General features: G+C 71.4%; 12 protein-coding genes. 5 read left to right on the top strand and 7 right to left on the bottom strand.

Annotation, left to right across the window (positions count from 1 at the left end):
- Positions 1 to 29: 29 nt before the first annotated feature.
- Positions 30 to 440, top strand: a complete 411-nt coding sequence (locus tag ABT245_RS18020) for a DUF742 domain-containing protein (RefSeq protein WP_351734589.1) — start codon at positions 30 to 32, stop codon at positions 438 to 440.
- Positions 441 to 608: 168 nt separating this feature from the next.
- Complete coding sequence (locus tag ABT245_RS18015; protein WP_351734587.1) at positions 609 to 1,211, top strand: GTP-binding protein; 603 nt, start codon at positions 609 to 611, stop codon at positions 1,209 to 1,211.
- A gap of 23 nt (positions 1,212 to 1,234) precedes the next feature.
- On the opposite strand, the gene ABT245_RS18010 is transcribed toward ABT245_RS18015, so the two are convergent.
- Entirely contained in the window at positions 1,235 to 1,663 is a 429-nt protein-coding gene (locus tag ABT245_RS18010; RefSeq protein ID WP_351734585.1) for a PPOX class F420-dependent oxidoreductase, read from the bottom strand.
- Between the two features lie 92 nt (positions 1,664 to 1,755).
- On the opposite strand from ABT245_RS18010, the gene ABT245_RS18005 reads away from it, so the two are divergent.
- The gene (locus tag ABT245_RS18005; protein WP_351734583.1) at positions 1,756 to 2,169 is read left to right on the top strand and encodes a roadblock/LC7 domain-containing protein; all 414 of its coding nucleotides are present in this window, start codon (positions 1,756 to 1,758) and stop codon (positions 2,167 to 2,169) included.
- Positions 2,170 to 2,296: 127 nt separating this feature from the next.
- Complete coding sequence (locus tag ABT245_RS18000; RefSeq protein WP_351734581.1) at positions 2,297 to 3,238, top strand: DUF6397 family protein; 942 nt, start codon at positions 2,297 to 2,299, stop codon at positions 3,236 to 3,238.
- Positions 3,239 to 3,256: 18 nt separating this feature from the next.
- Here ABT245_RS18000 and ABT245_RS17995 read toward each other — a convergent pair whose 3' ends face one another.
- Both ABT245_RS17995 and ABT245_RS17990 read right to left on the bottom strand, forming a co-directional pair.
- Positions 3,257 to 4,123, bottom strand: coding sequence for an acyl-CoA thioesterase (locus ABT245_RS17995; protein WP_351734579.1), 867 nt, complete (start codon positions 4,121 to 4,123; stop codon positions 3,257 to 3,259).
- A 19-nt stretch (positions 4,124 to 4,142) separates the two neighbouring features.
- The gene (locus tag ABT245_RS17990) at positions 4,143 to 6,656 is read right to left on the bottom strand and encodes a DEAD/DEAH box helicase (protein ID WP_351734577.1); all 2,514 of its coding nucleotides are present in this window, start codon (positions 6,654 to 6,656) and stop codon (positions 4,143 to 4,145) included.
- 145 nt (positions 6,657 to 6,801) lie between these two features.
- Between ABT245_RS17990 and ABT245_RS17985 the strand changes: the two genes are divergently transcribed.
- Positions 6,802 to 7,596 (top strand): metal-dependent hydrolase, encoded by a 795-nt coding sequence (locus tag ABT245_RS17985; RefSeq protein WP_351734575.1) that lies wholly within the window; start codon positions 6,802 to 6,804, stop codon positions 7,594 to 7,596.
- A gap of 125 nt (positions 7,597 to 7,721) precedes the next feature.
- Here the strand turns inward: ABT245_RS17985 and ABT245_RS17980 are convergent, their stop codons facing one another.
- The 4 genes from ABT245_RS17980 to ABT245_RS17965 form a co-directional block, all read right to left on the bottom strand.
- Positions 7,722 to 7,997 carry a type B 50S ribosomal protein L31 gene (locus ABT245_RS17980; protein WP_351734573.1) on the bottom strand — a complete coding sequence of 92 codons (276 nt, stop codon included), beginning with the start codon at positions 7,995 to 7,997 and terminating at the stop codon, positions 7,722 to 7,724.
- 45 nt (positions 7,998 to 8,042) lie between these two features.
- Positions 8,043 to 8,513, bottom strand: coding sequence for a DUF5709 domain-containing protein (locus tag ABT245_RS17975; protein WP_351734571.1), 471 nt, complete (start codon positions 8,511 to 8,513; stop codon positions 8,043 to 8,045).
- A gap of 489 nt (positions 8,514 to 9,002) precedes the next feature.
- Complete coding sequence (locus tag ABT245_RS17970) at positions 9,003 to 10,784, bottom strand: ABC transporter ATP-binding protein (protein WP_351734569.1); 1,782 nt, start codon at positions 10,782 to 10,784, stop codon at positions 9,003 to 9,005.
- Positions 10,781 to 12,619, bottom strand: coding sequence for an ABC transporter transmembrane domain-containing protein (locus tag ABT245_RS17965; protein WP_351734567.1), 1,839 nt, complete (start codon positions 12,617 to 12,619; stop codon positions 10,781 to 10,783). Before ABT245_RS17965 ends, ABT245_RS17970 begins: the two co-directional genes overlap by 4 nt.
- Positions 12,620 to 12,777: the final 158 nt, after the last annotated feature.

The following is a 12,777-nucleotide window of genomic DNA, read 5'->3' as shown; positions in this document are numbered from 1 at the left end:
AAGACGAGCCGGAAAGGCGAACGGCACAGATGAGTGACGACACGACGGGCGCCGCGCCCGAGCCGGGCGGTCAGTGGTACGACGGCGAGGCCGGTCCCCTGGTCCGCCCGTACGCCATGACCGGTGGCCGCACCACGCCCGGCCCCACCGGAGTGCGGTTCGACATGATCGCCCTGGTCACGCTCGACCCCGGCGCGTCCGCGGCCGACGACGACACACTCGGCCCCGAACACCGGGCACTCATCGACCTGTGCCGCACGGAGACGCAGTCGGTCGCCGAACTCGCCGCGGACACCGACCTTCCCGTGGCGGTGGTGCGAGTGCTGCTCGGCGACCTCCTGGAGCTGGGCCGGGTGTCGGTCAGCCGCCCGGTGCCGCCCGCCCAACTGCCCGACGAACGGATTCTGCGCGAGGTCATCGCCGGATTGCGCGCACTGTAGAGGAAGCGGGACGGCGAGCACCGCAGTGAAGACGCGGAACGGGCCGGGCGCGAGCCGGCCACGACGCTCGCCATCATGTCAAAGCCCTCGGAACGGAGTTGTGGTCGTCATGATGCGCACCAGGCACACGGACGTCGATCGCGGTCGGCGCTCCGGAAGGAAGTGATCATGGTCTCCGAGCACTCCACCACGGTCGACGACCAGGCCGCGCTGGCGCTGAAGATACTCGTCGCCGGCGGATTCGGCGTCGGCAAGACGACGCTGGTCGGCGCGGTCAGCGAGATCCGGCCGCTGCGCACCGAGGAACTGCTGAGCGAAGCCGGCCAGTGGGTGGACGACACCGACGGTGTGGACCGCAAGGTCACCACGACCGTCGCCATGGACTTCGGACGCATCACCATCCGCTCCGGCCTCTCCCTCTACCTGTTCGGCACACCGGGCCAGGACCGCTTCTGGTTCCTGTGGGACGAACTCGCGCAGGGCGCCCTCGGCGCCGTGGTCCTCGCGGACACCCGGCGGTTGACCGACTGCTTCCCGGCGGTCGACTACTTCGAACACCGGCGCATCCCGTTCGTCGTGGCCGTCAACTGCTTCGCGGGGGCCCACGGCCACTCCGCCGAGGACGTGTCCCGCGCCCTCGACCTCGACTCGGGCACGCCCGTGGTCCTGTGCGACGCACGAGAGCGCGACTCCGGCAAGGAGGTGCTGATCCGTCTGGTCGAGTACGCCGGGCGGATGCACACCGCCCGGCTTCTCGACTCCACGGGCTGACGGTACGCCGGGCTGAAAGGGCGTCAGTCCGCGATGTCCCGGACCGCCACCACCTTGTCCACGGCCACGCGGACCAGCAGTTCGCCGGGGACTCCGTTGCGGGCACCGTACTCCTCCGCCCGCTCCTCACCCATGTATCTGGCTCCGATCCTGGTCGCCCACCGCCGGGTCTCGTCGAGATCCTCCGACAGCCGGGCCCGTCCGCCCAGCACGACGAAGTGGAACGGCGGCCGGTCGTCGTCCACGCACAGGGCGACCCGCCCGTCACGGGCCAGGTTGCGCCCCTTCACGGTCTCCTTCCCGGTGTTGAAGACCACCTCGTCCCCGTCCAGCACGAACCAGACCGGGGCCACGTGCGGGCTCCCGTCCGCGCTCACGGTCGACAGCTTGCCGGTGCGGGTGCCGTACGAGACGAACGCCCGCCATTCCTCATCGGTCATCTTCTGTGCCATGCCCCCATCCTCCTTGCCCACGCGACGGTCGTGGGGAAGGCTGGCTGAGGGACCCTCCGGCCAGGGGGAGACATCACACGGGGAGACCGGACATGGCGCAGAACCAGGGGCTCGGCTGGTTACTCGACGACCTGACCGAGCGCGTGGAGCACGTACGACATGCACTGGTCCTGTCGAACGACGGGCTGGTGACGGGGGCGAGCACGGGACTGCGGCGCGAGGACGCGGAACACCTCGCGGCGGTAGCCTCCGGGCTGCACAGCCTCGCCAAGGGGTCGGGACGCCATTTCAGCGCCGGCAACGTACGCCAGACCATGATCGAATATGACGACGCGGTGCTCTTCGTCACCGCCGCCGGCTCCGGCAGCTGCCTGTGTGTGCTCAGCGGTGCCGAGGCGGACATCGGCCAGATCGGCTACGAGATGACCCTGCTCGTCAACCGGGTCGGCGAGCACCTTGGCGTGGACGCCCGACAGCCCGAGCGCGCTCCGACCTCAGAGCACTGACCTGCGCGTTTGTTCTGCCCCGTGGAGTTATCCACAGGCCCGCCACGGCATCCGCCCGAACGGCTAACGTCGTGGGTCACGGCGCACGCACCCAGCGTGAGCACCGACTCCACGGGGGAGTACCACCATGCCGGTCGGCACTGTCGCACCAACTCACCACCCCACCCTTGCCCCGAGCCGCGCCGCACGCGAACTGGGCCTCAAACGCGGCGAGTTCGAACTCGCCGCGCATCTCGGGCGTATCCGGACCGTGCCGGACCCGGACGGCGCGGGCCGACGCGTCCCACGAGCGGAGATCGACCGGCTGCGCGCCACGGAGGGCTTCCCCGAGGCCCTTCGCCAGAGCGTCGCGACCGTGGGTACGACGGCGGGCGCGGCCATTGTCGATGTGCCGGCCGGCCGGTTCACCCGTCTCGCCCGCCTGGGCCTGATGACGCCCGTGAAGTTCTACGTCAACCGCTATCGCGCGGTGGTCTGGCTCTATCTGGCCGAAGAACTACGGGAGTTCGCGGCCGACGGCAAGAGCGCCGCGCTGCTGACCGGCCGGATGCCCGAGGGGCTGCGCGACCAGCTCGCGGCGGGCCTGGATCTGCGTGCCCGCAACTGGCGCGGACGCCATCTGGGCTTCCTGCTGCGGCAGGCCGACGATCCATGGGAGCGCGCCGGGGCCGTGGCCGCCTTCCTCGACCCCACCCACCTCGCGGACCTCGTCCCGGACCCCCACGAGCGCTCCCATCTGCACCGCTTCCGCCCGGGGCCGCCCGCCCACGGCACCCCGGAATCGCCCGCCGCACACCTCGCGGAGAAGATCATGACGGCGGAACACCCCGACGAGATCGGTTGGCTGAGGAACGACCTGGCCCGCGCGGTGGACGAGGCACGCGCCCACCGGCCCGCACCCCGACCCGCGGCCCCGCCCGTCCGACACCCGCCGCGCCTCATCTCGTCGACGGCCCGCAACAGGCCCTCCACGCCCCGCTGCGACCCACCCGCGGCCAGGACAGCCGAGCGGCCCCGCGGACTGCTGGGCCGACTGCGCGGCAGAGGACCACGGCCCGCGCGGGCGTGAGGGATTCGGCCGCCGCGACTACAAGGCCCTGAACAGACCCTCCTGGACGACCGACACGAGCAGCCGCCCCTCCAGGTCGTAGATGCGTCCGCGGGCGAGCCCCCTGCCGCCGGTCGCGATCGGCGACTCCTGGTCGTACAGGAACCACTCGTCCGCGCGGAAGGGACGGTGGAACCACATGGCGTGGTCCAGAGAGGCCAGATCGAAGGCGCGCGGACCCCACAACGGTTCGACGGGAATGCGGACCGCGTCCAGCAGGGTCATGTCGCTGGCGTAGGTGAGCGCGCAGGTGTGCACCAGCGGATCGTCGCCCAGCGGGCCCACCGCGCGCATCCACACCGCGCTGCGCGGCTCCGCGTCCCTGATCTCCTCGGCGCTCCAGCGCAGCCGGTCCACATAACGGATGTCGAAGGGCTGATGGCGCGCCATCCGCTCCAACTGATCCGGCAGGGCGCCGAGATGCTCGCGGATCTCCTCGGCGACCGTCGGCAGCTCCTTCGGATCCGGCACCTTACGGGCCGGCGGCAGCTGATGCTCGAACGGTCCTTCCTCAGGCTTGTGAAAGGAAGCGGTCAGATTGAAGATGGTGCGCCCCTCTTGCACCGCGGTGACCCGCCGGGTGGTGAACGACCGGCCGTCCCGGACGCGCTCCACTTGGTACACGATCGGCACGCCCGGCCTGCCGGGGCGCAGGAAGTACGCGTGCAGCGAGTGCACCGGTCGGTCACCGTCCGTGGTACGCCCGGCGGCGACCAGTGCCTGGCCGGCGACCTGGCCGCCGAAGACCCGCTGCAAGGACTCCTGCGGGCTGCGGCCACGGAAGATGTTGACCTCGATCTGCTCCAGGTCGAGCAGGTCGACGAGCCTTTCGGCCGGGTTCGTCATGGGTGGGACTCTCCGGAGTTCACAGCTGGCCGACGGCGGTGACGCGGACGACCGCGCGGCCCTCGGCGTCGGAAGCGGTGAGATCGACCTCCGCGCTGATGCCCCAGTCGTGATCGCCGTTCGGGTCGTCGAAGATCTGACGGACGCGCCACAGGCCGTTGCTCGGCTCCTCCTGGATGACGAGCAGCTTGGGGCCGCGCGCGTCGGGGCCGGTGCCCAGGTCCTCGTACTCGTCCCAGTACTTGTCCATCGCCTCGCCCCAGGCCTCCGCGTCCCAGCCGGCCTCCGCGTCCATCTCGCCCAGCTCGTCCACCTGGTCGAGGGCGGCGAGTTCCACGCGGCGGAACATCGCGTTGCGGACCAGGACCCGGAAGGCGCGCGCGTTGGCGGTGACCGGCTTCACCTCGTCGGCCTTCTCCTGGGCCTCCTCCGCGGTCATCACCGCCGGGTTGGCCAACTGCTCCCACTCGTCCAGCAGGCTGGAGTCGACCTGGCGGACCATCTCGCCGAGCCAGGCGATCAAATCCTCCAGGTCCTCCGACTTCAGATCGTCCGGGACGGTGTGGTCCAGGGCCTTGTAGGCGCCCGCCAGGTAGCGCAGCACGATGCCCTCGGTGCGCGCCAGCTCGTAGAAGGACACCAACTCCGTGAAGGACAGCGCCCGTTCGTACATGTCACGGACGACCGACTTCGGCGACAGCGGATGGTCGCCGACCCACGGATGGCTCTTGCGGTAGGTGTTGTACGCGTGGAAGAGCAGCTCTTCCAGGGGCTTGGGGTATGTGACGTCCTGGAGGCGCTCCATGCGCTCCTCGTACTCGACGCCGTCCGCCTTCATCGCGGCGACCGCCTCGCCGCGCGCCTTGTTCTGCTGCGCGGCCAGGATCTGCCGCGGATCGTCCAGCGTGGACTCCACGACGGACACCATGTCCAGCGCGTACGACGGCGACTCGGGGTCCAGCAGCTCGAACGCGGCGAGCGCGAACGTGGACAGCGGCTGGTTGAGCGCGAAGTCCTGCTGGAGATCGACGGTGAGCCGGACGATGCGGCCCTCGGCGTCCGGTTTGTCGAGCTTCTCGACGATTCCGCCGTCCAGCAGCGAGCGGTAGATGGCGATCGCCCGCCGGATGTGCCGCAGCTGCTGCTTGCGCGGCTCGTGGTTGTCCTCCAGCAGATGCCGCATCGCATCGAACGCGTTGCCGGGCCGGGCGATCACCGACAGCAGCATCGTGTGCGTCACCCGGAAGCGGGAGGTCAGCGGTTCCGGCTCGGAGGCGATGAGCTTCTCGAAGGTGGTCTCCGTCCAGCCGACGAAACCCTCCGGCGCCTTCTTGCGGACCACCTTGCGGCGCTTCTTCGGATCGTCGCCCGCCTTGGCGAGGGCCTTCTCGTTCTCGATGACGTGCTCCGGCGCCTGCGCCACGACCAGACCGGCGGTGTCAAAGCCGGCCCGCCCGGCCCGGCCCGCGATCTGGTGGAACTCACGGGCCCGCAGGGTGCGGACGCGACTGCCGTCGTACTTCGTCAGCGCCGTGAACAGCACCGTCCGGATGGGCACGTTGACGCCCACGCCGAGCGTGTCCGTGCCGCAGATGACCTTCAGCAGACCGGCCTGGGCGAGCTTCTCCACCAGCCGCCGGTACTTGGGCAGCATGCCGGCGTGGTGCACGCCGATGCCGTGGCGGACGTAACGGGAGAGGTTGCGGCCGAACTTGGTGGTGAAGCGGAAGTTGCCGATCAGCTCCGCGATCCGGTCCTTCTCCTCGCGGGAGGACATGTTGATGCTCATCAGCGCCTGCGCCCGCTCCACGGCCTGCGCCTGCGTGAAGTGGACGATGTAGACCGGTGCCTGCCGTGTCTCCAGAAGGTCGGTGAGGGTCTCCGTCAGCGGGGTCAGCCGGTATTCGTAGGACAGGGGCACGGGGCGGGTCGCCGAGCGGACCACGGAGGTGGGTCGGCCGGTGCGCCGGGTCAGGTCCTTCTCGAAGAAGGACACGTCACCGAGCGTGGCCGACATCAGGACGAACTGCGCCTGGGGCAGTTCGAGCAGCGGGATCTGCCAGGCCCAGCCGCGGTCGCCCTCCGCGTAGAAGTGGAACTCGTCCATGACGACCTGGCCGACGTCCGCGTTCCTGCCGTCACGCAGCGCGATGGACGCCAGCACCTCGGCGGTGCAGCAGATCACGGGGGCGTCGGCGTTGACGGAGGCGTCGCCGGTCAGCATCCCGACGTTCTCGGTGCCGAAGAGCTTGCACAGCTCGAAGAACTTCTCCGACACAAGGGCCTTGATCGGGGCCGTGTAGAAGGTGACCTCGTCCCGGGCGAGCGCGGCGAAGTGCGCGCCCGCTGCGATCATGCTCTTTCCGGATCCGGTGGGCGTCGACACGATCACGTTCGCGCCGGAGACCACCTCGATCAGCGCCTCCTCCTGATGGGGGTAGAGCGTGAGACCACGATCCTGCGCCCACGACTCGAAGGCTTCGTAGAGGGCATCGGGGTCGGCGGTCGGCGGCAGCTGATCGATGAGGGTCACGCACCCATCTTGCCTGGCCTCCCGGCCGATGCGGGAATCGGCTGCGAGCAGGAAGATCGCTACCGCTACGCTGTGTCGCCGACGGAGCGTCAAAGCACCCGGTCAACTGGACAGCGGCGCAAGAGGAATGGGGCGGGCAACGGCCATGATGGGACCAGCACACTCACTGTCGGGGGCCGCGGCCTGGCTCGGCGTCGGGGCGGCCGCCGCCGCAGCCGGGCACGCGATGCCCTGGCCGGTCCTCCTCGTGGGCGCCCTGATCTGTGCCGGTGCCGCGCTCGCTCCGGACCTCGATCACAAGGCGGCCACCATCTCACGCGCCTTCGGACCGCTGTCGCGCTGGCTGTGCGAGATCGTGGACAAGCTCTCCTCCGCCGTCTACAAGGCCACCAGGATGAAGGGCGACCCGCGCCGCTCCGGCGGGCACCGGACACTGACGCACACCTGGCTGTGGGCCGTGCTGATCGGCGCGGGCACCTCCTTCCTGGCGATCACCGGCGGCCGTTGGGCGGTGCTGGCGATCCTGTTCGTGCACATGGTGCTGGCGATCGAGGGACTGCTGTGGCGGGCGGCCCGCGGGTCCAGCAGCGACATCCTCGTGTGGCTGCTGGCCGCGACCAGTGCGTGGATCCTCGCGGGCGTCCTGGACGAACCGGGCAACGGCGCCGACTGGCTGTTCACCGAGCCCGGCCGGCAGTATCTGTGGCTGGGGCTGCCCATCGTGCTGGGGGCGCTGGTGCACGACATCGGGGACGCGCTGACCGTCTCCGGATGCCCGATACTGTGGCCGATCCCGGTGGGCCGCAAGCGCTGGTACCCGCTGGGCACGCCGAAGCCCCTGCGGTTCCGGGCGGGCAGCTGGGTGGAGCTGAAGGTGCTGATGCCGGTGTTCATGCTGCTCGGCGGGGTGGGCTGCGCGGCGGCGCTCAATGTGATCTGAGCGACGGCCGCGATCTGAGCGAGGGACGTGGGCCGGGGCGTGGTCCCGGCGGGCCTGCCGGCGCCCTGACACAGTGGCCGGCGCGTCCACCGAAGCCGTGGGCAGGCCGGTCCCGCGGCCGGGGATCAGGTCGCCGGGCCGCCGGCGGTGTCCCGGTCGGCTCCGCCGTACCGGCGCTCGAAGCGGGCCACCCGGCCCTCCGAGTCGACCGTGCGCGCCTTGCCCGTGTAGAAGGGGTGACTCTCCGAGGAGATCTCCACATCCACCACCGGGTAGGTCTGCCCGTCGTCCCAGTCGATGGTCTGGTCGCTGGTGGCGGTGGACCGGGTCAGGAAGGCGTAGCCGGCGGCGCGGTCGCGGAAGACCACAGGGTGGTAGTCGGGGTGCTTGTCCTGCTGCATGGCGGCTCCTCGCACGGGGCGGTCGGCGGATGGGGGAGGTCGGATTCAGGTGGGCAGGGAGTCCTCGTCCACGATGTGCACCGCGGCCTCCTCGGCCGAGGCGCCGGCGCCGTCGATACCCACATCGGTGGCGACGAGGGCGCTCTCCTCGTCCTCGTGGGCTCCCTCGTCGGGCGCGACGAGACGACCGGAACGAAGATCGCCGACCTCGTTGTCGAGCGGTTCGCCGTCGGTGCCCTGGCAGTCGCCGATGCCGTCACCGTCGGGCACGTCGAGATCGGGCAGCTCCTCCGCGAGGCGCTGGTCCAGGGACTCGCCCCGGTGGCCCTCCGACGCCGTCACACCGGTGTGCTCCACCGCCCAGGGCCGCTCCGGAGGCGACCAACCACGGTCGAGCGGATCTTCGACACCGTCGTTGACCAGTGTGTCCTCCGCGTCGAGCAGCCCCGAGTCCTCCTGGATCTCGGATCCGTCCGGCTGGTAGACGTCGTCCCCCCATCCGTCGGAGCTGTTCACGGGTACCTCCAGATGGTGGGCGTGGCCCCGTCCCACCGCGGTCGGCGGCGGTCCGCCGGCCCGCGGGGCACAGGTCTCACCCAGCTCGAACCCGATGGTTCCCGGGCATCCCCCGAACCGGTGCCGTTCTCCAGACTTCCACTCCGCTTCGGGACCGCGCAACGCCACGGCCCCAGCCCCGCGGTCCCGTGCGGCGACCGGCCTGCCGCCGTCCGGGTCGCCGCCGGGACGCCGAGGCCGGCCGCCGAACCGGACGGCCACGCCCCGGTGCCGCTCGCTCCGCCGCCCGAGCACAAGCGCCGCTCGGCCGGGCCGTCGGTCGCGCTGCTCGGCTCGGCCGGGCCGTCGGTCGCGGCGCCCCGCGCAACCGTTCCGCCGGTGTCACCTGTGCCGTCCCTGTCACCCGTGCCGCCCGCGTCGCTCCTGCCGCCTGTGCCGTCCCTGTCACCCGTGCCGCCCGCGTCGCTCCTGCCGCCCGTGCCGTCCGTGTCACCCGTGCCAGGATCGCCACAGCGCCGCGTACGCCCCGTCGGCGGCGACCAGTTCGTCGTGGCCGCCCAGCTCGCTGATGCGGCCGTTCTCCACGACGGCGATGACGTCGGCGTCGTGGGCGGTGTGCAGACGGTGGGCGATGGCGACCACGGTGCGGCCGTCCAGGACGCGGGCCAGGGAACGTTCGAGGTGGCGGGCCGCACGTGGGTCGAGGAGCGAGGTCGCCTCGTCGAGGACCAGGGTGTGCGGATCGGCCAGCACCAGCCGGGCCAGGGCGATCTGCTGGGCCTGGGCGGGGGTCAGCGTCAGCCCACCCGAGCCGACCTCGGCGTCCAGCCCGTCGTCCAGGGCCCGTGCCCAGCCGTCCGCGTCGACCGCGCCCAGCGCCGCCCACAGCTGCGCGTCCTCGGCGTCGGCGCGGGCGAGCAGCAGGTTGTCGCGCAGCGTTCCCACGAAGACGTGGTGCTCCTGGTTGACGAGGGCGACGTGCGAGCGGACCCGCTCGGCGGTCATCCGGGACAGCTCCGCGCCGCCCAGGGTGATCCGTCCGTCGCGGGGCGCGTAGATGCCGGCGAGCAATCTGCCCAGCGTGGACTTGCCCGCGCCCGACGGGCCGACCAGGGCAAGCCGGGTGCCCGGCGCGACCGAGAGGGACACCTCGCGCAGGACGTCGACGCCCTCGCGGTAGCCGAAGTGCACGCGGTCCGCGTGCACGTTCCGCCCGTCGGGGGCGAGCGCGGCATCCCCGGCGTCCGGCTCGATGTCCCGCACCCCGACCAGCCGCGCCAGGGACACCTGGGCGACCTGCACCTCGTCGTACCAGCGCAGGATCAGATTGACCGGGTCGACGAGCATCTGCGCGACGAGCGCGCCCGTCGTCAGCTGGCCCACGCCGATCCAGCCCTGCAGCACGAAGACACCGCCCGCCATCAGGACCGAACCGAGGACCACCACATGGGTGAGGCTGACGACCGGGAAGAGCACCGAGCGCAGCCAGAGGGTGTAGCGCTCCCAGGCCGTCCACTCCTTGATCCGGCGTTCCGACAGGGCGATGCGCCGGTCGCCGAGGCGATGGGCCTCGACGGTGCGGCCGGCGTCCACGGTCTCGGCGAGCGCGGCGGCCACGGCGGCGTAACCGGCGGCCTCCGAACGGTAGCCGGACGGGGCACGCTTGAAGTACCAGCGGCAGCCGATCACCAGCAGCGGCACGGCGAGCAGCACGGCCGCGGCCAGCGGCGGCGCCGTGACGACCAGGCCGCCGAGCAGCAGCACCACCCAGACGACACCGATCGTCAGCTGTGGCACGGCCTCGCGCATGGCGTTGGACAGCCGGTCGATGTCCGTGGTGATACGGGACAGCAGGTCGCCCGTGCCGGCGCGTTCCAGGACGCCCGGCGGCAGCCCGACCGACCGGACGAGGAAGTCCTCGCGCAGGTCGGCCAGCATCCGCTCGCCGAGCATCGCGCCGCGCAGCCGCACCTCGCGCACGAACACGGCCTGCACAGCGAGCGCGAGCACGAACAGCCCAGCGGTCAGGCCCAGATGAAGCTCCCGGGCCCCGTCGGAGACCCGTTCCACGAGTCCGCCGAGCAGGTAGGGGCCCGCCATGGAGGAGACCACGGCCATCGTGTTGACGGTCATGAGGACGAGGAAGGCACGGCGGTGCCGCCGGAACAGCTCCGCCACGTAGGCGCGCACGGTCGCGGTGGCACCGACGGGCAGGGTGGTGGCCGTCGTCGGGGCCGCCGGGTCGTACGCCGGTGGCGCAACGCCGATCATGCGCTCTCCTCGATCTGTTCCAGCGGGCCGTGCGGGTCGGTCTCGTCGTCCAGTGGGCCGCGCAGGGCGGCCCGCTCGTGCCGGGAACCGTGTACGGCCGTCCCGTCCTCGGGCTCCCGGGTCACGACGGCCCGGTACCGGGGCTCGGTGCGTACCAGTTCGCGGTGCACGCCGACCGCTACCACCTCCTCGGCCTGCACCAGCGCGACCCGGTCCGCGCGGTCCAGGAGGAGAGGTGACGAGGTGAACACCACCGTCGTGCGCCCCGTCCGCAGCTCACGCACGCCCTGTGCGATCCGTGCCTCGGTGTGCGAATCGACGGCGGAGGTCGGCTCGTCCAGCACGAGTACCTCGGGGTCGGTGACCAGGGAACGGGCCAGGGCGAGCCGTTGGCGCTGGCCGCCCGACAGCGACCGTCCCCGTTCCGTGATCCGGGCGTCCATGGGATCCGCGGCGTCCAGGGACCCCTCGACGAGCGCTTCCAGTACGTCACCGCACTGCGCCGCCGTGAGCGCCGCCTCGGCGTGGACACCGGCGGAGGCCGGCACGTCGAGAAGGTCGCGGAGCGTGCCGGACAGCAGGACCGGGTCCTTGTCCTGGACGAGGACGGCGGTGCGGGCGGTGTCGAGGGGGAGTTCGTCGAGCGGTACGCCGCCGAGCAGCACCGACGGGCCCGGCTCGGCCGGATGTCCGCCCAGCCGTTCGGCGAGCCGCCCCGCAGCGTCCGGGTCCCCGCACACCACGGCGGTGAGCCGGCCCGCGGGTGCGAGCAGACCGGTGGCCGGGTCGTACAGATCACCGCTCGGCACGTCGGCCGCGCGTGAGCCGCCGGCGTCCGTGGTCCGCTCCAGGGACAGTACGCGGGCCGCGCGCTGGGCCGAGGGGCGCGAGAAGGAGTACGCCATCGCGATCTCCTCGAAGTGCCGCAGCGGATAGGTGAGGACCATCACCGCGCTGTAGACGGTGACCAGTTCGCCGACCTCGATCCGGCCCTGCCGGGCGAGGTGGATGCCGTGCCAGACGACCGCGATCAGCAGCAGGCCCGGCAGCAGCACCTGGATCGCCGAGATCAGGGCCCACATCCGGGCGCTGCGCACGGCGGCGTGCCGTACTTCCTGGGAGGCGCGGCGGTAGCGGTCGAGGAACAGTTCCTCGCCGCCGATGCCGCGCAGCACGCGCAGTCCGGCGACGGTGTCGGAGGCCAGCTCCGTGGCCCGGCCCGCCTTCGTGCGCTGGACGTCGGCGCGCCGGGTCGCCCGGGGCAGCAGCGGCAGCGCGGCGAGGGCCAGCACGGGCAGGCCGACCGCCACGACGACGCCGAGAGCCGGCTGGTAGACGAGCAGGCCCACGCAGACCACGACGACGGTCAGGGCGGCGGCGGTGAAGCGGGAGACGGCCTCGACGAACCAGCCGATCTTCTCGACGTCGCCGGTCGAGACGGCCACCACCTCACCGGCCGCGACCCGCCGGGTAAGCCCCGAACCGAGTTGCGCGGCCTTGCGGGCCAGCAGTTGCTGGACGCGGGCGGCGGCGGTGATCCAGTTGGTGACGGCAGCGCGGTGCAGGAAGGCGTCGCCGACCGCGATGCCGATGCCGCAGATCACCATCAGGACGCCGGTCAGGGCGAGCCGGCTGCCCGAGCGGTCCACGACGGCCTGGACGGCGAGCCCGACACAGAACGGAAGCGAGGAGACGGACACGAAATGCAGCAGGCCCCAGGCCAGCGACGTGAGTTGGCCGCCCAGTTGATTGCGCCCCAGCCACCACAGGAATCGGGGTCCCGAACGTGCGTCCGGCACACCCGGGTCGGGATACGGAAGGTCTTGAATCTGCATGACGTCCCAGTGGCTTGTGTCAGGGAGGAAGCGGACAGAGGTGATGGCGAAGAGGCGGTAGCAAACCGTGCAAGGTTCGCGTCGGAGGGTGGTGAAAATCAATGGGTTTTCCACGGCGGTGCCCGGAATCGCCGGGGCCCGAGGTGCCGGGCGGAATC

This window comes from Streptomyces sp. NPDC001508 (genome assembly GCF_040298665.1).
Lineage (GTDB): Bacteria > Actinomycetota > Actinomycetes > Streptomycetales > Streptomycetaceae > Streptomyces.
The sequence above is the reverse complement of the archived record's forward strand: the minus strand, read 5'-3'. Positions and strand labels throughout refer to the sequence as shown.